The organism is Kitasatospora sp. NPDC059577 (assembly GCF_042735475.1).
Classification (GTDB): Bacteria; Actinomycetota; Actinomycetes; order Streptomycetales; family Streptomycetaceae; genus Kitasatospora.
Map to the genome: position 1 here is coordinate 1 of NZ_JBHWBZ010000097.1, position 20496 is coordinate 20496.

18 protein-coding genes and 1 pseudogene are annotated in these 20496 nt (G+C 75.2%); 13 read left to right on the plus strand and 6 right to left on the minus strand.

What is annotated here, in order from left to right; translation table 11 throughout:
• The 9 genes and pseudogenes from ACFV0O_RS39565 to htpX all read left to right on the plus strand — a co-directional run.
• Positions 1 to 495, plus strand: a pseudogene (locus ACFV0O_RS39565) (NADH-quinone oxidoreductase subunit C); the annotation flags it as partial.
• A complete protein-coding gene (gene nuoH, locus ACFV0O_RS39570) occupies positions 492 to 1451 on the plus strand; it encodes an NADH-quinone oxidoreductase subunit NuoH (RefSeq protein ID WP_380349345.1) in 960 nt (319 codons plus the stop codon). The pseudogene ACFV0O_RS39565 and the gene nuoH, both read left to right, overlap by 4 nt.
• The gene (locus ACFV0O_RS39575; RefSeq protein WP_380349348.1) at positions 1448 to 2044 is read left to right on the plus strand and encodes a NuoI/complex I 23 kDa subunit family protein; all 597 of its coding nucleotides are present in this window, start codon (positions 1448 to 1450) and stop codon (positions 2042 to 2044) included. The genes nuoH and ACFV0O_RS39575 overlap by 4 nt, the downstream gene beginning before the upstream one ends.
• Positions 2041 to 2787 (plus strand): NADH-quinone oxidoreductase subunit J, encoded by a 747-nt coding sequence (locus ACFV0O_RS39580; RefSeq protein WP_380349351.1) that lies wholly within the window; start codon positions 2041 to 2043, stop codon positions 2785 to 2787. The genes ACFV0O_RS39575 and ACFV0O_RS39580 overlap by 4 nt, the downstream gene beginning before the upstream one ends.
• Entirely contained in the window at positions 2787 to 3161 is a 375-nt protein-coding gene (gene nuoK, locus ACFV0O_RS39585; RefSeq protein ID WP_380349353.1) for an NADH-quinone oxidoreductase subunit NuoK, read from the plus strand. Before ACFV0O_RS39580 ends, nuoK begins: the two co-directional genes overlap by 1 nt.
• A complete protein-coding gene (locus ACFV0O_RS39590) occupies positions 3158 to 5218 on the plus strand; it encodes an NADH-quinone oxidoreductase subunit L (protein WP_380349356.1) in 2061 nt (686 codons plus the stop codon). The genes nuoK and ACFV0O_RS39590 overlap by 4 nt, the downstream gene beginning before the upstream one ends.
• A gap of 53 nt (positions 5219 to 5271) precedes the next feature.
• The gene (locus ACFV0O_RS39595; RefSeq protein ID WP_380349359.1) at positions 5272 to 6852 is read left to right on the plus strand and encodes a NuoM family protein; all 1581 of its coding nucleotides are present in this window, start codon (positions 5272 to 5274) and stop codon (positions 6850 to 6852) included.
• A 56-nt stretch (positions 6853 to 6908) separates the two neighbouring features.
• Positions 6909 to 8480 carry an NADH-quinone oxidoreductase subunit N gene (locus ACFV0O_RS39600; RefSeq protein WP_380349362.1) on the plus strand — a complete coding sequence of 524 codons (1572 nt, stop codon included), beginning with the start codon at positions 6909 to 6911 and terminating at the stop codon, positions 8478 to 8480.
• Positions 8481 to 8757: 277 nt separating this feature from the next.
• Complete coding sequence (gene htpX, locus ACFV0O_RS39605) at positions 8758 to 9621, plus strand: zinc metalloprotease HtpX (RefSeq protein WP_380349365.1); 864 nt, start codon at positions 8758 to 8760, stop codon at positions 9619 to 9621.
• 105 nt (positions 9622 to 9726) lie between these two features.
• On the opposite strand, the gene ACFV0O_RS39610 is transcribed toward htpX, so the two are convergent.
• Positions 9727 to 11181 carry a PLP-dependent aminotransferase family protein gene (locus tag ACFV0O_RS39610; protein ID WP_380349368.1) on the minus strand — a complete coding sequence of 485 codons (1455 nt, stop codon included), beginning with the start codon at positions 11179 to 11181 and terminating at the stop codon, positions 9727 to 9729.
• Between ACFV0O_RS39610 and ACFV0O_RS39615 the strand changes: the two genes are divergently transcribed.
• The 3 genes from ACFV0O_RS39615 to ACFV0O_RS39625 all read left to right on the plus strand — a co-directional run bounded on the left by ACFV0O_RS39615 (position 11180) and on the right by ACFV0O_RS39625 (position 13675).
• Entirely contained in the window at positions 11180 to 12088 is a 909-nt protein-coding gene (locus tag ACFV0O_RS39615; RefSeq protein ID WP_380349371.1) for a DMT family transporter, read from the plus strand. The two genes, ACFV0O_RS39610 and ACFV0O_RS39615, sit on opposite strands and share 2 nt — an antisense overlap.
• A 201-nt stretch (positions 12089 to 12289) precedes the next feature.
• Positions 12290 to 12715 (plus strand): BlaI/MecI/CopY family transcriptional regulator, encoded by a 426-nt coding sequence (locus ACFV0O_RS39620; RefSeq protein ID WP_380349373.1) that lies wholly within the window; start codon positions 12290 to 12292, stop codon positions 12713 to 12715.
• A 3-nt stretch (positions 12716 to 12718) separates the two neighbouring features.
• The gene (locus ACFV0O_RS39625) at positions 12719 to 13675 is read left to right on the plus strand and encodes a M48 family metalloprotease (protein ID WP_380349376.1); all 957 of its coding nucleotides are present in this window, start codon (positions 12719 to 12721) and stop codon (positions 13673 to 13675) included.
• 74 nt (positions 13676 to 13749) lie between these two features.
• Here ACFV0O_RS39625 and ACFV0O_RS39630 read toward each other — a convergent pair whose 3' ends face one another.
• On the minus strand, positions 13750 to 14439 hold the full coding sequence (locus ACFV0O_RS39630; protein WP_380349378.1) for an FMN-dependent NADH-azoreductase: 690 nt from the start codon (positions 14437 to 14439) through the stop codon (positions 13750 to 13752).
• 143 nt (positions 14440 to 14582) lie between these two features.
• Between ACFV0O_RS39630 and ACFV0O_RS39635 the strand changes: the two genes are divergently transcribed.
• Entirely contained in the window at positions 14583 to 15488 is a 906-nt protein-coding gene (locus ACFV0O_RS39635; protein ID WP_380349381.1) for a sigma-70 family RNA polymerase sigma factor, read from the plus strand.
• A 66-nt stretch (positions 15489 to 15554) separates the two neighbouring features.
• On the opposite strand, the gene mug is transcribed toward ACFV0O_RS39635, so the two are convergent.
• From mug to ACFV0O_RS39655, 4 genes are all read right to left on the minus strand, one after another.
• Positions 15555 to 16208: a G/U mismatch-specific DNA glycosylase gene (mug, locus tag ACFV0O_RS39640; protein WP_380349384.1), complete on the minus strand. Its 654-nt coding sequence runs from the start codon at positions 16206 to 16208 to the stop codon at positions 15555 to 15557.
• 86 nt (positions 16209 to 16294) lie between these two features.
• Positions 16295 to 17293, minus strand: a complete 999-nt coding sequence (locus tag ACFV0O_RS39645) for a phosphatase PAP2 family protein (protein WP_380349387.1) — start codon at positions 17291 to 17293, stop codon at positions 16295 to 16297.
• Positions 17294 to 17393: 100 nt separating this feature from the next.
• Positions 17394 to 18473 (minus strand): M24 family metallopeptidase, encoded by a 1080-nt coding sequence (locus tag ACFV0O_RS39650; protein WP_380349391.1) that lies wholly within the window; start codon positions 18471 to 18473, stop codon positions 17394 to 17396.
• Between the two features lie 97 nt (positions 18474 to 18570).
• Entirely contained in the window at positions 18571 to 19923 is a 1353-nt protein-coding gene (locus ACFV0O_RS39655) for a dipeptidase (RefSeq protein WP_380349389.1), read from the minus strand.
• Positions 19924 to 20496: the final 573 nt, after the last annotated feature.

Genomic DNA, 20496 nt, shown 5'->3' on the forward strand with positions numbered 1-20496 from the left:
CGCACGCCCAGGGCGGCCGCGGCCGCCGCCGCCGGTGGTGCCGCAGGTGCCGCCGCCGAGGGCGCGCCCGTGCGGGCCGACCGGCCGCGGCGCACCCGCTCGGTGGCGGAGGGCTCGGCGAGCCAGCCGGCTCCGGGCGCCGAACCCGCCGAGGTGGTGCCCGCCGAGGGTGCACCCGCCCCCGAGGCGACGCCCGCGGTGCGGACGGACCGGCCGCGACGGACCAGGTCGGTCTCCGCCGGATCGGTCAGCCAGACCGCCGACGAGCCCGGGCCGGAGCGTCCGGCCCCCGCCCGGCCCGCGTCCTCCGACGCGCCCTGGCACAACCCGGTGCCGGCCCACGACGCGAAGCCGACGGGCGAAGCGCCCGCTGAGCCGGCAGGTGACGGTCCCGCGGAGCCGACGGGCGAAGCGCCCGCCGAGCCGACGGACCGGCCGGAGCAGAAGGACGACACGGCGGCCGCTCCGGCCGACCGGGACGGAGACGGCGCGTGAACCTGCTCGACACGGTGCTGCGCTGCGTCGCCACCCTCGTCGTCTTCCTGGTGTTCCCGCTGGTCATCGGCCAGACCGAGCACAAGGTCATGGCGCACATGCAGGGCCGGCTCGGCCCGATGTACGCGGGTGGCTTCCACGGCTGGGCACAGCTCGTCGCGGACGGCGTGAAGTTCGCGCAGAAGGAGGACATCGTCCCCGCCGGGGCGGACCGCCGGATCTTCCAGCTGGCGCCCGCCGTCTCGCTGCTGCCGTACCTCTTCGTGCTGCTGGCGATCCCGGTCGGCCCGAACGGCTTCGTCGGCCAGGCGGTGGACGCGGGGCTGTTCTTCGTGCTGGCCGTGCTGGGCGTCGGCGTGATCGGCAAGCTGATGGCCGGCTGGGCCTCGGCGAACAAGTTCTCGCTGCTCGGCGGTCTGCGCACGGCCGCGCAGCTGATGTCGTACGAGCTGCCGATGGTGCTGGCGGCGGCGTCGGTGGCGATGGCCGCCGGCACGCTCTCGCTGCCCGGGATCGTGGACTCCTGGCAGTGGTACTGGCTGCCCTGGCAGGTCATCGGCGCGTTCGTGTTCTTCACGGCCGGCCTGGCCGAGCTGCAGCGCCCGCCGTTCGACATGCCGATCGCCGACTCGGAGATCATCTTCGGCGCGTACACCGAGTACACCGGTCTGCGGTTCGCGCTGTTCCTGCTGTCCGAGTACGTGGGCATCCTCGTGGTGTCCGCGCTGACCGCGGTGCTCTTCCTGGGCGGCTGGCACGGACCGATGGCGGACCAGCTCGGCTGGCTCTGGATGATCCTCAAGACCTTCGCGCTGGCCTTCGTGGTCATCTGGCTGCGGGTCACCTACCCGCGCCTGCGCGAGGACCAGCTGATGCGCTTCGCGTGGGCGGTGCTGATCCCGCTCGCCCTCGTCCAGCTGGCCCTCACCGGCATCATCAAGGTGGCGATCTCATGAGTTTTCTCGGTGCCGGCCTGGCGAAGGGCCTGGCCGTGACGCTGCGGACGATGACGAGGAAGACCGTCACCGCGCAGTACCCCGACGTGCAGCCGGTGCTGCCGCCGCGTTCGCGCGGCGTCATCGCGCTGCTGGAGGAGAACTGCACGGTGTGCATGCTCTGCGCGCGCGAGTGCCCGGACTGGTGCATCTACATCGACTCCCACAAGGAGACGCTGCCCGCCGCCGAGCCGAACGCCCGGGCCCGCACCCGCAACGTGCTGGACCGGTTCGCCATCGACTTCTCGCTCTGCATGTACTGCGGGATCTGCATCGAGGTGTGCCCCTTCGACGCGCTGTTCTGGTCGCCGGAGTTCGAGTACGCCGAGACCGACATCCACGAGCTGACCCACGAACGGGACCGGCTCCGCGAGTGGATGTGGACCGTCCCGGCGCCGCCGGCGCTGGACCCGGCCGCCGAGGACCCCAAGGAGATCGCCACCGCGCGCAAGGCCGCGGACAAGCTGGCGGCGGCCGCTGCCGCCGCCGAGGCCACCGCTGCTGCCGCCGAGGCCGCCGCGCAGGCCCCGGAAGAGAAGGGTGACGACGCATGAGTACCGCCGCCACGCTTCTCGCGGCGACCGGCTCGCTGGAGCCGGCCGCCCGTTCCTTCCTGTCCCCGACCGGCCAGGAGATCGTCTTCCTGCTGGTCGGCATCGCCGTGTTCGGCTCGGCCCTGGTCGCCGTCACCACCAAGCAGCTGGTGCACGCCGCGCTCTGGCTGGTGGTCGCGCTCGGCGGGCTGGCGGTGGAGTTCCTGCTGCTGACGGCCGAGTTCATCGCCTGGGTGCAGGTGCTGATCTACCTCGGCTCGGTGGTCGTGCTGGTGCTGTTCGGGCTGATGCTCACCAAGGCGCCGATCGGGCGCTCACCGGACGCCGACTCCAAGAACCGCTGGGTGGCCCTGGTCGTGGCGCTGGCCTCGGCCGGAACGCTCGTCACGCTGGTCGTCGACGCCTTCCGGACCTCCTGGATCGACCTCGGCGCGGGCGGCGGCTCCGCCGCCGTCACCGGGGCGAGCCTGTTCCGGCACTGGGTGCTGCCCTTCGAGGCGCTGTCCGTGCTGCTGCTGGCGGCGCTGGTCGGCGCGATCGTGCTGTCGCGCGGCGACCAGCGGCGGGTGCCGGTGCCCCGCGCGGCCAAGCTGCGCGCAGGCCGGCCGGTCGGCTCCAACGGGACCGTCGCCGCGACCGCGCCCCGCACCGCTCCCGACCCGGCCGCCGCCCAGGCGACCGCCCCGGGCGCCGCCACTCCGGACGCGGCCGCGCCCGCGCCCTCCGCGTCGGAGGAGAGCTGATGCACCTCGCCTACCCCGTCGTCCTCGCCGCGCTGCTGTTCAGCGTCGGCGTGTACGGCGTGCTCGCCCGGCGCAACGCCGTCCTGGTGCTGATGTCGGTCGAGCTGATGCTCAACGCCGTCAACCTCGACCTGGTCGCCTTCGACGTCTGGCTGCGCGACTCGCTGCACGCCGGGCAGGCGCTCACCCTGTTCACCATCACCATCGCCGCCGCCGAGATCGGGCTGGGGCTGGCCATCGTCCTGCTGCTGTTCCGGGCCCGGGGCACCGCCGACATCGACCGGGCCACCGCGCTCGGCGACCCGGCCGAGCCGTTCGCCACGGACGAGACGCCGGCCGGAGCCGAGGCGCTGAAGGGCCAGGCCGCCGCATGAACCTCGCCCTGCCCGTACTCGTCCCCGCGCTGCCCGCGCTCGGCGCGGCCGCGACCCTGGCCGTCGGGAAGAAGGCGCCCGGGCTGGCCCGGCCGCTGGCGATCGTCCCGGTCGCCGTCTCGGCCGTGCTCGCCCTGGTGGTCGCCCTCCAGCTCGGCACCGGCCAGGCCCTCGACGCGGCCACCCGGCTCACCCCGACCGGCGGCCCCGACATCGCGCTCGCCGTCCACCTGGACGGCTTCAGCTCGCTGATCTCGGTGCTGGTCGGCCTGGTCGCCACGTGCGTCCAGGTCTACTCGACCGCCTACCTCAAGTCGGACCCGCGCTACCCCTCGTACGCGGCGCTGGTCTCGCTGTTCACCGCGGCGATGTTCCTGGTGGTCTACTCGGGCGACCTGATCATGCTGCTGGTCGGCTGGGAGGTCATGGGCATCTGCTCGTACTTCCTGATCGGCCACCACTGGGAGAGCGCGGACGCCCGCTCGGCCTCGCTCAAGGCCTTCCTGGTCACCAAGCTCGGCGACGTGCCGTTCCTGTTCGGGATCTTCCTGCTCGGCGCGGACGCCGGCAGCTTCCGGATCCCCGATGTCCTGGCCGCCGCCACCGAGGGCCGGCTCGGCCACCCGACGCTGATCGCGCTGCTGCTGCTCGCCGGGGTCGCCGGCAAGAGCGCGCAGTTCCCGCTGCACACCTGGCTCCCGGACGCGATGGCCGGCCCGACGCCGGTCTCCGCGCTGATCCACGCCGCCACCATGGTCGCGGCCGGCATCTACCTGGTCGCCCGGCTGCTGCCGGTGTTCCTGCTGTCCGGCGCGGCGCTGGTCGTGCTCGCGGTGATGGCTGCCGTGACGATGATCGGCTCGGCGCTGTGCGCGCTCGCCCAGGACGACCTCAAGCGGGTGCTCGCCTACTCCACCGTCGGCCAGCTCGGCTACATGGCCGGCGCGCTGGCCAGCGGCGACCGCGAGGCCTCCGTCTTCCACCTGGTCAGCCACGGCGCCTTCAAGGCGCTGCTGTTCCTCGCCGCCGGTGTGGTGATCCACGCCGCGCACACCAACTCGATCTCCGCGATGTCCCGGATCCCGGGGCTGCGCAAGCGCGTCCCCGACGCCTACTGGACGATGGGCATCGGCCTGGCCTCCCTGATCGGGCTGCCGCCGCTCTCCGGCTTCTTCAGCAAGGAGGCGGTGCTGACCGCCGCCGAGCACGCCGCCAACGGCGACGCGCTCACCAACGGCCTCGGCCCGTCCTCGGCGGTCCCGGAGGCGGCCGGCTGGATCGTGCTGATCTCCGCCGCCCTCACCGTGCTGCTCACCGCCGCGTACGCGACCCGGATGTTCCTGGTCGCCTTCCACAGCCCGGCCGGCGCCGCCGCCGCCGCACCGCAGGTGCTGCCCGCCACCGACCCGGCCACCGTGGTGGCCGACCACGAGGCGGACGCGCCCTACTCGCCCGAACTGGACGAGGCCGACCCCGGCACCGCCGAGCCGCCCGCGATGCGCTGGCCGCTCTGGGTGCTGGCCGTCCCGACCATGGCCTTCGGCGTCACCGGCCTGCGCTCCGACTGGCTGCCCGCGCTGCTGGACGGCGGCTCGCTGCGGCCCTCCGGGGTCACCGCCGTCACCGGCACCGGGCTCGCCGTGGTCGGCGTGCTCGCGGCGTACGGCGCCTGGCGCTCGGCCACCGCCCGGCTGGGCACCGGCAGGCCGGTCCCGGCCGCCGCCGGCCGGGTGCCCGGGCAGGCCGGGGTCCCGGCCGCCGAGGTGATCGTCGCCGACCCCGGGCGCACCCTGCTCGGCCCGCTGTTCGGCCCGGCCCGGCACGGCTTCGGCGTCGACCGGCTGTACCAGGCGGTGTTCGTCCGGCCCGTGGTCGCCGCGGCCGGGCTGGTCCGCTTCCTCGACCGCGAGGTCATCGAGACCTACGTGCGCGGCAGCGGAGTGGGTGCCAACCTGCTCGGCCGGGCCGTCCGGCTCGCCCAGACCGGCAACGCGCAGACCTACCTCAGCGCCCTGCTGGCCGCCGTCGTCCTGCTGACCGTCCTGGTGGCGGTGTAGCCGGTGCTGTCCTCCACCCCCGCCCCCTCGACCGCCGCACGTAGGAGCCCCCGATGAACGCGGTCCTCATCGCCCTCCTGGTGCTGCCGCTGCTCGGCGCCGCGCTCACCCTGGCCCCCGTGTTCGGGCCGGACCGGGCCGTCGCCGACTGGCGGGCGCTGCGGCTGAACACCGTCGTCACCGGCGCGGTGCTCCTGCTCGCCGTCGCCCTCGCGGCCGGCTTCGACCACGACGAACCCGCCCGGATGCAGGCCACCACCGACGTGGCCTGGATCCCGGCCCTGCACGTGCGCCTCCACCTCGGCGTGGACGGCGTCTCGCTGCCGCTGATCGTGCTGACCGCGCTGCTCACGTTCCTCTGCGCGGTGTACTCGGAGAAGCGGCTGCCGCACGGCGGGGCCCGGGGCGCAGCCCCCGACGGGCCCCGCCCGTCCGCGCAGGCCTTCGTCGGGCTGTTCCTCCTCCTCGAAGTCGGCATGCTCGCCACCTTCGCCGTCCTGGACCTCCTGCTCTTCTTCCTGGCCTTCGAGATCGTCCTGATCCCGATGTACTTCCTGATCGCCCGGTGGGGGAGCGGCGCGAAGGTCCCGGCCGCCAACCGCTTCATCCTCTACACCCTGCTCGGCTCGGCCGTGATGCTGCTCGGCTTCCTGCTGATCGGCAGCAAGACCGGCACCTTCGACATGCAGGCCCTGGCAGCCGCGCACGGCAGCGGAATGAGCCACACCACCCAGGTGGTCGCCGCGCTGGCGATCCTGGTCGGGCTCGCGGTCAAGGCCCCCGCCTGGCCGCTGCACAGCTGGCTCCCCGACGCGCACACCGCGGCCCCGACCGTGGGCTCGGTGCTGCTTGCCGGCGTGCTGCTGAAGATGGGGACGTACGGTCTGGTCCGCGTCCTCCTCCCGGTCGTGCCGGACGGCACCGCCACGCTCGCCCCCTACCTGGGCGCCTTCGCCGCCGTCGGCATCGTCTACGGATCGCTGGCCTGCCTGGCGCTGGCCCGCCCGGGCGCCAAGGGCGACCTGAAGCGCCTGATCGCCTACTCGTCCGTCGGCCACATGGGCTTCGTGCTGCTCGGCATCGCCTCCCTCACCCCGGTGGGCGTCAACGGCGCGCTGTTCGCCAACATCGCCCACGGCCTGGTCACCGGCCTGCTGTTCTTCGTCGTCGGCGCGCTCAAGGACCGCTACGGCACGGCCGACCTCGACACCCTCTCCGGCACCACCGGCGCCGCCCTGTACGGCCGGGCGCCGCGACTCGGCGCGCTGCTCGCCTTCGCCGCCGTCGCCAGCCTCGGCCTCCCCGGGCTGGCCGGCTTCTGGGGCGAGGTGCTCGCCATGTTCGGCGCGTTCGACCCGGCCGCAGGCCTGTCGCGCCCCGCCTTCGTCACCTACATGGTGCTGGCCGGCCTCGGCACCCTCCTCACCGCCGCGTACCTGCTGATCGTGGTCAAGCGCGTCTGCATGGGCGACCCCGAGCAGCCCGCGCCGGTGGCCGAGGTCGCCGACGTGCGCCCGTACGAAGCCGTCAGCTGGATGCCGCTGGCCGCGCTCACCCTGCTGGCCGGCCTCTGGCCCGCGCTGCTGCTCGGCCTCTCGAACCCCGCCGTCAAGCACCTCCTCGGGGGTGGCTGACCGTGCTCGCAGCCCAGACCGCCGCACTCGGACCTCACTCCACGGGGCAGCACACTGTGACCTCCCTCGCCGTAGCCAACCCGGGCAGCCTGATCCAGTCCGTGGACTGGGTGGCGATCGCGCCCCCGCTGATCGCCGCCGTCGCCGCCCTCGCCGTGCTGGTCACGGACCTGTTCCTGCCCGAGCGGCACAAGAAGTGGCTCGGCCGCCTGACCGCGGCCGGACTCGCCCTCGCCCTCATCGCGCTCCTCCCCCTCACCGGTGGGTCACCCCGGGCGACCTTCTGTGTGCAGAACGTAGCAGCGGGCACTGACGCCCCGGCCCTCGGCGGCAACGCCGCGGGCGGCTGCTCCTACGTGGCCGACCACTTCGCCCTGGTGTTCCAGCTGCTCGCCCTCGGCGGCGCGCTGATCGCGGCACTGCTGTCGGTCCACACCGTCGACCAGGACAGGCTCCCCCGCGGCGAGTACTGGTTCCTGCTGCTCTCCAGCGCCACCGGCGCCGCCCTGCTGCCCGCCTCCCGCGACCTCGCCACCCTGGTGATCGCCCTGGAGGTCGCCTCGCTTCCCGCCTTCGCCCTGGTCGCGCTGCGCCGGGACGGCCGGGGCGCGGAAGCCGCGCTCAAGTTCTTCGTCTCCTCGGTCACCGCGACCGCCGTGATGCTGCTCGGCATCGGCTTCGTCTACGCGGCGAGCGGCAGCCTGCACCTCGGCGCCGTCGCCCAGGGCCTGGAGCACGCCCCCGGGCAGCTCAAGCCGCTGGCCGAGGCGGGCGCGGTGCTGACCCTGGTCGGCTTCGCGTTCAAGGTCGCCGCCGTCCCCTTCCACTTCTGGGTGCCCGACACCTACACCGGCGCGCCGCTGCCGGTGGCCGGCTACCTCTCGGTCGTCGGCAAGGCGGCCGGCCTCTCCGGGCTCGCGCTCGCCACCACCATCGCCTTCCGGCCGTACGCCCACACCTGGGGCCTGGTGCTCGCGGTCCTGGCCGCCGTCACCATGACCGCCGGCAACGTCGGCGCCCTGCGGCAGCGCTTCGACACCCGCTACAGCGCGGTGCGGCTGCTCGCCTGGTCCTCGGTCGGCCAGGCCGGGTACCTGCTGGTGCCGCTCGCCGCCGCCGGGTACGCGTCCACCGGGGCCGACCAGCTGGGCGCCACCGCCGCGTACGCGCTGATCTACGGCGTGGTGAACCTCGGCGCCTTCGGGGTGGTCGCGGCCGTCGGCCGCCGGGCCGGGACCAGCGTGGACGACTTCCGGGGCCTCTTCACCCGCCGCCGCTGGACCGCGCTGGCACTCGCCTTCTTCCTGCTCTGCCTGGCCGGGCTGCCGCCGGGCGTCATCGGCCTGTTCGGCAAGGTCGTGGTGTTCCGCGCGGCCGTCGACGCCGGGCTGGGCTGGCTGGCCGTGGTGATGGCCGCCAACGTGGTCGTCGCCCTGTACTACTACCTGCGCTGGACGGCACTGCTGTTCGACCCGGCCGCGGACCGGGCGGCGGAGCGCGCGGCCGGGGCCGAGGGCAGGCTGCCGGTGAGCCTGACCGCGACGCTCGGGCTCACCGCCTCGGTGGCGGTGGTCCTCTCCGTCGCACCGCAGCTGGTGCTCCAGGTCGTGGGCGGTTCGCTGTTCTGAGCCGCGCCTTCCGGCCGCAGGGCCGGAGGGCCGGAGGGCCCGAGCGGCGGCAGGCGGGCAGGCGGGCAGGCGGGCAGGCGGGCAGGCGCGGCGCGCCTCCGCGGTGGCCCGGTTCGATGGCCCGGAGCGGCGGGCGGGCACGGCGGGTGGGCACGGTGGGCCGGCGCCGCGGTGTCGCGTCGGTCACAAGGGAACAAGGTCCCTGGCCCCACCCGTTGACCGGGCAAGAGGGACGAGGCAGAAAGGGCTTCCCCACCGCATCACTGGAGGGCCTGAGGTGCACCGCCGGCACAACGGACTGAGGACCGCCGTCCTGCTCGGCGGCCTCTCGGCGCTGATCCTGGTGATCGGAAGCTTCTTCGGTCGCACCGGCTTCGTGATCGCCCTGCTGATCGCCCTCGGGACCAACGCCTACGCGTACTGGAACAGCGACAGGCTCGCGCTGCGGGCCATGCGGGCCCGCCCGGTCAGCGAGTTCGAGGCGCCCCAGCTGTACCGGATCGTGCGCGAACTCTCCACCGCCGCCCGCCAGCCGATGCCGCGCCTGTACATCTCCCCGACCCCCGCGCCCAACGCCTTCGCCACCGGCCGCAACCCGCGCAACGCGGCGGTCTGCTGCACCGAGGGCATCCTGCGGATCCTGGACGAACGCGAGCTGCGGGGCGTGCTCGGGCACGAGCTGAGCCACGTCTACAACCGGGACATCCTGATCTCCTCGGTCGCCGGGGCGCTCGCCTCGGTCGTGATGTTCCTGGTGAACTTCGCCTGGCTGATCCCGTTCGGCCGCGACGAGGACGACGACGGACCGGGGCTGTTCGGGATGCTCGCCATCATGATCCTCGGACCGCTCGCGGCCGGACTGATCCAGCTGGCGGTCAGCCGCTCCCGCGAGTACCAGGCCGACGCCGACGGCGCCCGGATCACCGGCGACCCGCTCGCCCTCGCCGGCGCCCTCCGCAAGCTCGACGCCGGCACCCGCCGGCTCCCCCTCCCGCCGGAGCCGCAGCTCCAGACGGCGAGCCACATGATGATCGCCAGCCCCTTCCGCCCGGGCGAGGCCGGCGCCAGGCTGTTCTCCACCCATCCCCCGATGGCCGAGCGCATCGCCCGCCTGGAGCGGATGGCGGGGTACCGGCGGTAGCGGTTCCGCCGAGCCGCGGGCCGCGGGTCGCAGGCTGACCTCGACGTCCGTCCGGGGCCGCCCGCGTCCGTCCGGGGCCGTCCGGGGCCGCCCACGGTCGCCCGCTCAGCCCGTCGTCTCCTCGTACGCCAGGCGGAGGCGGTGGATGCCCTCGGCGACCTGGGCCGGGCTCTCGGCGGCGGCGTAGCTGAGGCGCACGTGCGGGGCCGGGGGTTCGGCGGGGTGGTAGGGGCGCCCGGGGGTGATCTGGACGCCGTTGCGCAGGGCGGCGGCGGCGAGCGCGCCGTCGTCGGTGCCGTTCGGGAGGCGCAGCCACAGGTGGTAGCCGCCGGGGCGGTGGATGGTGAGGAGTCCGGGCAGCTCGCGGTGCAGGGCGGCGACGGCGGCGGTGCGGCGGTCGCGCAGTTCGGCGGCGAGGGTGCGCAGGTGGCGGGCCCAGGCGGGGTCGGCGACCAGTTCCAGCGTCGCCTCCTGGAGCGGCCGGGGCACGAAGAAGCTGTCGACCACCTGGGTGGCCCGCAGTCGGGCCAGGGCCGGGCCGCGGGCGGTGAGGGCGCCGACGCGCAGATTGGGGGAGGCGGCCTTGGTGAGCGAGCGCAGGTGCACCACGACCCCGTCCGGGTCGTCGGCGGCGAGCGGGCGCGGCAGCGCGGGCGCGTCGGTGTGGACCAGCAGCCTGGCGAAGTCGTCCTCGATCACGAACGCCCCGGCCGCGCGGGCGATCCGCAGGACCTCCGTCCGCCGCCGGGGTGAGAGCACCGCGCCGGTGGGGTTCTGGAACAGCGGCTGGCAGACGAAGACCCGGGCGCGGGTGGCCGCGAAGGCGTCCGCGAGCAGGTCGGTGCGGACGCCGTCCGCGTCGATCGGGACGGGGACGGGCCGCAGCCCGGCGGCCCGGACGACCGCCAGGGTGCCCGGGTACGTCGGCGACTCCACCAGGACCGGCGAGCCGGGCGCGGCCAGCGAGCGCATGGCGACGGTGAGCCCGCCCTGCCCGCCGGAGGTGATCAGCACGTCCCCGGCGCCGATCGGCCCGCCGTGGCCGCCGATGGCGCGGGCGAACCAGCCGCGCAGTTCGGTGAGGCCGTCGACGGGCGGGCGGTCCCAGGCGCCGGGGCGCCGGCCGGCCCGGGCGAGGGCGGCGGCGAGCAGGCGTTCGGGCAGCAGGGTGGCGTGCGGGTAGCCGCTGTTGAGGTCGACGACGTCGGGCGGCGGCACCCGGAGGGTGGCGAACACCGGGGCGGCGACCAGGTCGCGCGGGCCGGATTCGGCGCTGAGCGCGACCTCCTGCCAGGAGAGGTCGCCGGTGCGGCCGGGCGGTGCGGCGGGGGCGGTCGGGGCGGCGGCGAAGGCCGCGGCCCGGAAGACCCCGGCGCCGGGCCGGGAGACCACCAGTCCCTCGGCGACGAGCACCGCGATGGCCCGGGAGACCGTCACCGGGCTGACCTGGTGGCGTTCCGTCAGGGTCCGGCTGGCAGGCAGCTTCCGTCCCTCCGGGTAGCGCTCCACTTCCAGCCGAAGGATGTCGGCCAGTTCGGTGACACTGCTACGCTCGTTCATGACGACACAAGATAGCGCTACCCCCCTCCTGGCGATAGCGCCGAAGCGCGGCGCGGCCTCCGGCACCACCCTCGCCGCCCTCGGGGTGGCCTCTTTCTCGTTGAGCTTCCCGGCCACCGCGTGGTCCCTGACCGGCTTCGGCCCGTGGACCACCACCGGGCTGCGCGGCGTCCTGGCCGGGGCCCTGGCCGCGCTCTACCTGCTGGCCGTCGGCGCCCGGTTGCCGCAACGGCAGCACCGGCCCGCCCTGCTCGTGGTCTCGGGCGGCTGCGTCCTCGGCTTCCCGCTGCTGACCACGCTCGCCCTGCGGACCTCCTCGACCGCCCACTCGGCGGTGGTGATCGGCGTCCTGCCACTGGCCACCGCGGTGGCCGCGGCGCTGCGCACCGGCCGCCGGCCGTCCCGGGCGTTCTGGACGGCGGCACTGGCGGGGGCGGCGGCCGTCCTGGCCTTCACCCTGCTGCAGAGCCACGGCCGGCCGAGCGTCGCCGACCTCTACCTGTTCGTCGGGCTGCTGGTCTGCGCGGCCGGGTACGCGGAGGGCGGGCGGCTCTCGCGGGACCTCCCGGGCGCGCAGGTGATCGCCTGGGCGGTGCTGGTCGCGCTGCCCGTGATGCTGCTGACCTCGGCGTTCGGGCTCGCCACCGAGCCGCTGCGGGTCGGGCCGAAGGCGCTGGTCGGACTGGCGTACGTCGCGGCGGTGTCGCAGTTCGGCGGGTTCGTGCTCTGGTACCGGGGGATGGCCGCGATCGGCGTGCCGAGGGCCAGCCAGCTGCAGCTGGGGCAGCCGCTGCTGACGCTGGTCTGGTCGGTGCTGCTGCTCGGCGAGGAACTGCCGGCCGCCGCGCCGGTCACGGCGGTGGTCGTGCTGGTCTGCATCGCGGTGACCCAGCGGGCCCGGACCTGACCGGGGACCTGCACCCGGGCCCTGGCGACGGCCCGACCGGGAACGGGCGCGGGACCCGTCGGGACCGGCCGGGAGCCGCCGGGAGCCGCCGGCCGTGCGTTCCGGAAGCCCTGCGCTGACCGGTCCGGTCCCGGCCCCCGCTCGTTAGGATGATGCCGTGCCCGTCGGTCCGGGCGCGGCATCCGGAGGGAGTGGGCCGTCATGGCAGACGAGAGGCACGCCCCGGCGGCCGGGGACGCGCCGGCCCGGCGACGCGGCCAGGGTGAACTGGAGGCGCAGGTGCTGGCGGTGCTCCAGCAGGCGCCCGGCCCCGCCACCGCAGGATGGGTCCAGGAACGCCTGGAGGGCGACCTGGCCTACACCACCGTGATGACCATCCTGTCCCGGCTGCACGCCAAGAACGCCGTCTCCCGCTCCCGCTCCGGCCGCTCCTACCTGTGGCAGGCCTCCTCCGACGCCGCCGGGCTGGCGGCGCTGCGGATGCGGCGGATGCTCGACGGGGAGGCGGACCGGGACGCGGTCCTGGCCAGCTTCGTCACCGCGCTGCTGCCGCACGACGAGGAGCTGCTGCGGGCCCTGCTCGACGCCGCGTCCGCCGATCCGGCAGCGACCGACCACAAGAGCTGACCCGTGGGCTTCTTCGTCTTCCTCCCGCTCGTCCTCCCGCTCACCGCGGTTCCGATCGCACGCCTGACCGAGCAGCACCTGCACCCGCGCGGTGCGGCCCGGCTGATGACCGCGATCAGCGCGGTGATGGCGGTCTGCAGCGTGCTCTGCCTCGGGCTGATCGGCGTGGTGGGCACCGCGCAGATCCCCGGCAACCCGCTGCCGGACAGCTGGTCCGACCCGGAGGTGCGGGCCGCGCTGCCGTACCACGAGACGGTCGGGACGGCTGCGATGTGGCTGCTGGCACTGGTGGGCTTCGCGTGCGCGCGCACGGTCGTGCGACACCTGCGGGTGCGCGCCCGGGCCCGCCGGGCGCTCACCGGGCTGCCGTCCGGCACCGGGTCGTCCGGTGACCTCGCGGTGCTGCCGGACCGCAGCCCGTACGCCTACGCGCTGCCGGGCTCGCCCGGCCGGGTGGTGGTCTCCACCGGGATGCTCGACGGCCTGGCGGCGGACGAGCGGGAGGCGCTGCTCGCGCACGAGCGGGCGCACCTGCGCCACCGTCACCACCGGTACCTGCTGACCACCCAGCTCGCCGCCTGCGTCAACCCCTTCCTGAGGCCGCTGCAGTACGCGGTGGCGTACAGCGCGGAACGTTGGGCGGACGAGGACTCGGCGCAGGCCGTGGGGGACCGCCGGATCACCGCGCGGGCGGTGGCCCGGGCGGCCCTGGTCTCGCACGCCGCCCCGGCGCCCGGCTTCGCGGCCTTCGCCGCGCCGACCGCGGCGGCCGGCCCGGTGCCGCGCCGGGTCGCCGCGCTGCTCGGCCCGGTGCCGACCTCCCGCAACTGGCCGCCGGCCAAGACCCCGGCGGGCCTGGCGGCGATGGTCGCCGCGGTCGGTACGGCGGCGTCGGCGCTGTGCGCGCTCAACGCGGCCGTGGCCCTGCTGGTGGTGCTGAAGGCCGTCACCCCGCTGTAGGCCCTGTCCGGCCGATCCTGCCGGACAGGACCCAGCGCCGGACGGCGGGTGCGGCTCGGCGCACCGGGCGCGGCTCAGAGCAGGGCGGCCAGTTCGTCGACGGCGGTGCCGGCCGCCGCCAGCGACTCGGCGGCGAGCGGCTCCAGCCCGTTCAGCGCGGGGACGTCCGCGGCCCGGGTGAGTTCGGCGGTGACGACGTGCAGGTGCTCCGCCGCGATCCCGAGGTTGCCGAAGTACGCCCGCAGGTAAGGGAGCTGGAAGTCGAAGTGCTCGCGCGGGGTGCCCGGCCCGTAGCCGCCGCCGCGGACGGCGACGACCACCACGCGGGTGTCGCGCAGCAGCCGCTCGCCGGTGTCCGGGTCGAGGTAGGCGCCGGGGAACGAGACCCGGTCGATCCAGGCCTTGAGACCGGTGGAGACGGTGAAGTTGTACATCGGGCTGCCGAGCAGCAGGGTGTCGGCGGTCCGCAGTTCGTCGATCAGCGGACGGCTCAGCGCCCACTCGCGGGTCTCGTCCGGGCCGTCGGCGAGCGTCGCGACGTCCTGCAGCGGGAGCGGGCCCTTGTGCTCGGCCCGACGGCCGAGGGCGTCGTAGGCGGCGCGCACCGCGGGGACCGGATCGGCGGCGAGGTCGCGGTACCGGTACCGGGCGGTGCGGCCGTGCCGGGCGCGCCAGGCGGTGGCGAAGCGGTCGGTCAGGGCGCGGCTGACGGAGCCGGCCGGGCTGATGCTGGAGTCCAGGTGGAGCAGCGTGGCGGAGGTCATGGCGGTCTCCCGGTCACCTCGGAGGAGGACGGATCGTCATAGCGGTGACGAGCCGGGCCGAGGAAAGGTGACCGATGGACCGGGACGGGATTGCGGGGGCGTCGGCCGGCAGGGCGACGCACGACGGGACGACGGCCGACGGGATGACAGCCGACGGCGTGCCGGCCGGAGGGGAGGCGACGGCCGAGCGGACGGCGGTGCGCTTCGAGGCCGAGCGCGGCCGGCTGCGGGCGGTCGCCCAGCGGATGCTCGGGTCGACCGGCGAGGCCGAGGACGCCGTGCAGGAGGCCTGGCTGCGGCTGGTCCGGACCGACCCGGCCGAGATCGACAACCTGCCCGGCTGGCTGACCACCGTGGTCTCCCGGATCTGCCTGGACCTGCTGCGGACCCGCGCCGCGCGCCGAGAGGAGGCGACCGGCGACGCACTGCCGGACGCGGCGGGCGCCGGCGCCGACCCGGAGCGGGAGGCGCTGCTGGTCGAGTCGGTGGGCCGGGCGCTGCTCGTGGTGCTGGACCGGCTGGGCCCGGCCGAGCGGGTCGCCTTCGTGCTGCACGACGGCTTCGCGGTGCCCTTCGAGCAGATCGCGCCGATCGTCGGGCGGACCCCGGTGGCCGCCAAGAAGCTGGCCAGCCGGGCCCGGCAGCGGGTGCGGGGCACGGCCGCGCTGCCACCGGAGCCGCTGGCCGGGCACCGGCGGGTGGTGGAGGCCTTCCTGGCCGCCGCCCGGGACGGGGACCTGGCCGGGCTGCTGGCCGTCCTGGCCCCGGACGTGGTGCGCCGGGCCGACCCGGCCGCGCTGCCGCCCGGCCGGTCCCCGGTGGCCCGCGGCGCGGCGACGGTCGCCCGGGAGACCACGGTCCTCGGCCGCCGGGCCCGCCACGGCGCGGTGGCCCTGGTGGACGGGGTGCCCGGCATCCTGATCGCCCCGGGCGGACGGTTGTGGCTGGCGCTGCGGGTGGCGGTCGCGGACGGCCGGGTGAGCGGCTACGAGGTGGTCGCCGACCCGGCCCGGCTCGCCGCCCTCGACCTGGCCGTGCTGCCGGGGTGACCCCGGGGCGTGCCCGCCCGGCCGTTCCGTCGGGTACGTCACCGCGCCCGAGCCGGCCACGACGGCTCAGCCGTCGACGGGCCCGCCACCGCCACCGTCACCGCCACCGTCACCGCCACTGCCACCGCCACCGTCGACGGGCCCGTCAGCGGCGGCGGGCCCGTTCCCGACGGCTTCCCGCAGCGTGCGGAACTCCCCGGCCAGCGCGTCCAGCGTGTAGTGCGCGTTGAGGCCGCTGGGGTTGGGCAGCACCCACACCTCGGTGTCGCCGATGCGTTCCGGCTGGCGCCCGATCGCGGCCCGCCGCTGCCCGAAGGCCGTCCGGTAGGCGCCGATGCCGAGCACCGCCAGGACCCGGGGGCGGAGCCGCAGCACCCGGGCGCGGAGCGCGGCGCCGCCCTCGCGCAGTTCCTCGGCGGTCAGTTCGTCCGCTTTGGCGGTGGTGCGCGGGGCGACGTTGGTGATGCCCAGGCCGAGCGCGAGCAGTTGCTCCTGCTCGTCCGGGCGGTACTGGTGCCCGGTGAAGCCGGAGCGATGCAGGGCGGGCCAGAAGCGGTTGCCGGGCCGGGCGAAGTGGTGACCGGTGGCACCGGACCACAGGCCCGGGTTGATGCCGCAGAACAGCACCCGCAGTCCGGGCCCGGCGACGTCCGGGATGGTGGTGTCCTTGGCGGCCAGCAACTGTTCGGCGGTCGGCTTCACCGATGCGGCCGGTTTCACCGGTGCGTGCGGCTTCACCGGTACGGCCGGTTTCACCGGTACGTGCGGCTGCGTGGGTGCGGGCGGCTTCGTCGGCGGGTGAGGCTTCACCCGGCCAAGTCTGCCGTGCCCCGTGCCGCCGCCGTGCGCCGGTCGCGCAGCCACCGCAGGCCGAAGACCACCACGGCCGCGTACGCCCAGCCGACGAAGACGTCGATGATGAAGTGCTCCGCGCCGTAGACCAGGGTGAACGTCATCGCGAGCGGATAGGCGATCAGGACCGCCCGCAGCCAGGGCCGGGCGGTCGGCCAGAAGAAGAACAGCAGCATCGCCGGGTAGGCGGAGTGCAGCGAGGGCATCGCGGCGACGTCGTTGGCGAACTGGCTGCCGTTCTCCAGCAGCGAGTCGGCCTGCGGCAGCCCGCTGGCCGAGATGACCTCCCAGACCACCCGGGACAGGTGCGGCAGGTTGCCCTCCTGGGCGACCAGCCACGGCGGGTCGGCCGGGTAGAGCAGGTAGGTGGCGAAGCCCGCGAAGGTGAGCGTCAGGTAGCAGGCGAGCAGCTGTCGGAACCGGTGGTGGGCGCGTCGCCAGAGCACGGCGAGCAGGAGGAAGACCACGAAGAAGTGCGAGAGGTAGACGCCCACCGCCGCGTAGTCGTACCAGTGCGGCGAGCCCGGGGTGTAGAGGGCGTGCTGGAGCCGGACGGTCCAGGTCTCGCCGAAGCCGAGCACCTCGTCGAAGCGCAGCTGTGGCAGCCAGTGCGGGGCCCACGGGGTGTGCGCGCCGTAGCCGCGCAGCAGCGAGTACGCCCACACCACGGCCATCACCGGCACCCAGTCGCGCAGCACCAGGAGGAAGCCGCGGCGGCCGTGCCCGCTGTGGGCGGCGGCGGTGAGCAGGGCACCGATCAGCCAGAGGAACAGCACGTCGTTGGCGGCCGGGATGCCCTCGACGCTCAGGAACCGGACGAGGCCGGTCAGGTAGAGCGGCCACGCCAGGAAGCGGAGTCTCGACCAGCCCGTCACGCGGGGGCGGGGTGGAGGCACCGGGCGCGGCTGTTCGGCCCGCACGGGGGGCGGGGCCGGGCGGAGGGTCTTGGTCATGCGCACTGAAACTAGCAACCCAAACTTGGAGGACTCTGGGTGGAGTATGACCGGACCGTAAGAACGCGGGATCCGGTCGGCGTCGTTCCGGGCGTCGAGCTCACGCGACGATGCCCAGTTCGTGCGGGGTGTTGTTGAAACGGCGGCCGCCGGTCGGGGTGACGGTGACGATGTCCTCGATCCGCACCCCGAACCGGCCGGGCAGGTAGATCCCGGGCTCGATCGAGAAGCACATCCCGGGCACCAGCGGCCGCTCCTCGCCCTCCACCAGGTACGGCGGTTCGTGCGTGGTGGTGCCGATGCCGTGGCCGGTGCGGTGGATGAAGTACTCGCCGTAGCCGCCCTCGGTGATCACCCGGCGGGCGATCCGGTCGATCTCCTGGCAGCTCACCCCGGGGCGGACCGCCTCGAAGGCGGTCTGCTGGGCGAGCCGGACCAGGTCGTGCACCGTTCGCACCTCGGCGGGGACGTCCGGGCCGACGTGCACCGTCCGGGTGGTGTCGGAGCCGTAGCCGTCCTTGAGGCCGCCGAAGTCCAGCACCACGGTGTCACCCGGTCGGATGACCCGGTCACCGGCCTCGTGGTGCGGGTCGGCGCCGTTGGGGCCGGAGCCGACCACGGTGAAGTCGACCTGGCTGTGTCCGTACTGGATGAGCAGCGCGCCCAGGTCGGCGGCCACGTCGGTCTCCCGGCGGCCGGCGAAAACGACGTCCAGGATCCTGCGGTAGGCGGCGTCCGCGGCTCCGCCGGCCGCCGCCAGGCGGTCCAGTTCCTCGGTGTCCTTGACCGCGCGCAGCATCGGCAGGGTCTCGGTGAGCGAGGTGAACGAGGCGCCGGGCAGCGCGGCCTGGAAGCCGAGCAGGTGCATCGCCCAGGCGTTGTCGGAGACGCCGTAGCGTCCGGCCGGGTCGAGCAGCGGGCCGGCGGTGGCGAACGGGTCCTCGCCGTCGGACCAGTCGAGCATCCGGACGGCTCCGGCGCCGACCGCCTTCGCGGCGTCCGGGCGCTCCAACCTGGGCACCACCAGGGCGGGTTCGCGCCCGGAGGTGAGGACGAGGGCGGTCAGCCGTTCGGTGATCGCGGTGGGCGTGTAGCCGCACAGGTAGGCCAGGTCGGGGCCGGGGGCGATGACCAGGCCGGCCAGCCCGGCGGCGGTCGCCTCGGCGGCGGCCCGGGCCATCCGGGCGGTGTAGTCCTCGACGGTGAACGGTCGTGGCACGGCGCTTCCTCCTCTGGGGCGGACGGGCTCTGCTGGGACTCATACTCCTCGGATTCCCTCAGCGCCTCCCCGCGTTCGCGAAGTGCCGCAGGAACGATGCCTCGACCCGCGCCATGCGGGCGATCTCGTCCGGGTCGACGCTCTCGTTCGGTGCGTGGATCAGGCAGCGCGGCTCCTCGACGCCCATCAGGACGATCTCCGCGTCGGGGTAGGCGGCGGCCAGGACGGGGCAGAGCGGGATCGAGCCGCCCTGGCCGAGGAAGGTCATCGGCGTGCCGTAGACCTCCCGCATCGCCCGGTCGAGCGCGGCGTACGCGGGCCCGCCGGTGTCGGCCCGGAAGGCCGCACCGGTGCCCTCCCGTTCGACGTCCACCCGTACGCCCCAGGGGGCGGCGGCCAGCAGGTGCGCGACCAGCGCGTCCTGGGCGGTACGGGCGTCGGTGCCGGGCGGCACCCGCAGGCTGACCCGGGCCCGGGCGGCGGCCGGGACGGCAGCGGCCGAGCCGACCACGGGCGGGCAGTCGATGCCGAGCACGGTGACGGCGGGGCGGGCCCACAGCCGGTCCGCCACCGTGCCGGAGCCGGTCAGCCGGACTCCGTCCAGGACGCCGGCGTCGGCGCGGAAGGAGTCCTCGTCGTAGCCGGCGCCGCTCCAGCCGCCGTCGGCGTCCAGGCCGTCGATCCGGGTGCCGCCGTCCGCGTCGCGCAACGAGTCCAGGATCCGGATCAGCGCGGCCAGGGCGTCCGGGGCGGGGCCGCCGAACATGCCGGAGTGCAGGTCGCCGGCCAGGGTGGAGACGGTGACCACGACGTCGGCGAGGCCGCGCAGCGAGGTGGTGGCGGTCGGGACGCCGACGGCGGCGTTGCCGGTGTCGCAGATCAGCAGGGCGTCCGCGTGCAACTCCCCGGCGTGCGGCGGCAGGTAGCGTTCCAGGCCGCCGGTGCCCTGTTCCTCGGAGCCCTCGACGAGCAGCTTGAGGCCGACCGGCACGTCCTCGCCGAGCGCGCGCAGCGCGGTGAGGTGCATGACGATGTTGCCCTTGCAGTCGGCGGCGCCGCGGCCGTACCAGCGGCCGTTGCGTTCGGTGAGTTCGAACGGCGGGGAGTGCCAGGCGGCTTCGTCCAGCGGGGGCTGGACGTCGTAGTGGGCGTAGAGCAGCACGGTCGGGGCGCCGGGCGGCGGCGGACGGTGACCGATCACGGCGTGGCTGCCGTCCGGGGTCTCCTCCAGGTGGACGTCGCGCAGGCCGGTCTCGGCGAAGGCGGCGGCGACCCACGAGGCGGCGCGCAGGCAGTGCTCGGGCGGGTACTGCCGGGGGTCGGCGACGGACGGGATGGCCACCAGCTCGGCCAGGTCGGCCCGCGCGCGGGGCATCAACCCGGCTATCAGGCCGTCGAGTTCGTCGGTCATGCGGTGGCTCCCTGGGTCGGCTGCGGACGGTCCCGTCGGCGGGCGGGTGACTACGCCGGGCGCCCCTCGGGTCCGTGCCGACGGTCCGCCGGCCCTGCGTCCGGTGGGCGGTCCGCGCCCGGTCGGCCGCCCGCGGACGGCCCGTGGTGCCCGTCCGGCCCGTGGTCCGCGTCCGGTGGGCACCGACCCGGCCGGCGCCGCCGTAGGAGGAGGCGCGGGACGGGCGGTCCGGGGGCGCGGACCGGCACCGGCGCCGGGGCCCGGTGGCCGTGCGGGTGGTCCGGCCGGTGGACGACCGGGCGGACCCGCGTGGTGGTCGCCGGGAGGATCCGATGCGCACCGGAGACGAGCGGCACCGGCACGAACAGCAGGGTGGCGAGGGTGGCGATCACGCTCAGGACCGGCCGGTCGGACGGCACCACCCAGCCGGTCGCCGACGCGGCCAGGACGAAGATCACCGGCACCGGGCCCGCCGGGGCCCCCGGGGGGGGGGCCCCGGCGGGGGGGGGGGCGGGCGGGGTATACAAGCGGGCCTGCCACCGGACCGCCCCCCGCGAATGCGGGCGAAATCGG

Excerpts from the sequence above, each read along its gene's own strand:
- ACFV0O_RS39575 (WP_380349348.1), top strand. The coding sequence starts at position 1,448 with ATGAGTTTTCTCGGTGCCGGCCTGGCGAAGGGCCTGGCCGTGACGCTG.
- ACFV0O_RS39580 (WP_380349351.1), top strand. The coding sequence starts at position 2,041 with ATGAGTACCGCCGCCACGCTTCTCGCGGCGACCGGCTCGCTGGAGCCG.
- ACFV0O_RS39620 (WP_380349373.1), top strand. The coding sequence starts at position 12,290 with ATGGCAGACGAGAGGCACGCCCCGGCGGCCGGGGACGCGCCGGCCCGG.
- nuoK (WP_380349353.1), top strand. The coding sequence starts at position 2,787 with ATGCACCTCGCCTACCCCGTCGTCCTCGCCGCGCTGCTGTTCAGCGTC.
- ACFV0O_RS39635 (WP_380349381.1), top strand. The coding sequence starts at position 14,583 with ATGACAGCCGACGGCGTGCCGGCCGGAGGGGAGGCGACGGCCGAGCGG.
- ACFV0O_RS39650 (WP_380349391.1), bottom strand. The coding sequence starts at position 18,473 with ATGGCCCGGGCCGCCGCCGAGGCGACCGCCGCCGGGCTGGCCGGCCTG.
- ACFV0O_RS39610 (WP_380349368.1), bottom strand. The coding sequence starts at position 11,181 with ATGAACGAGCGTAGCAGTGTCACCGAACTGGCCGACATCCTTCGGCTG.
- ACFV0O_RS39645 (WP_380349387.1), bottom strand. The coding sequence starts at position 17,293 with ATGACCAAGACCCTCCGCCCGGCCCCGCCCCCCGTGCGGGCCGAACAG.
- ACFV0O_RS39590 (WP_380349356.1), top strand. The coding sequence starts at position 3,158 with ATGAACCTCGCCCTGCCCGTACTCGTCCCCGCGCTGCCCGCGCTCGGC.
- ACFV0O_RS39615 (WP_380349371.1), top strand. The coding sequence starts at position 11,180 with ATGACGACACAAGATAGCGCTACCCCCCTCCTGGCGATAGCGCCGAAG.
- ACFV0O_RS39595 (WP_380349359.1), top strand. The coding sequence starts at position 5,272 with ATGAACGCGGTCCTCATCGCCCTCCTGGTGCTGCCGCTGCTCGGCGCC.
- ACFV0O_RS39630 (WP_380349378.1), bottom strand. The coding sequence starts at position 14,439 with ATGACCTCCGCCACGCTGCTCCACCTGGACTCCAGCATCAGCCCGGCC.
- ACFV0O_RS39655 (WP_380349389.1), bottom strand. The coding sequence starts at position 19,923 with ATGACCGACGAACTCGACGGCCTGATAGCCGGGTTGATGCCCCGCGCG.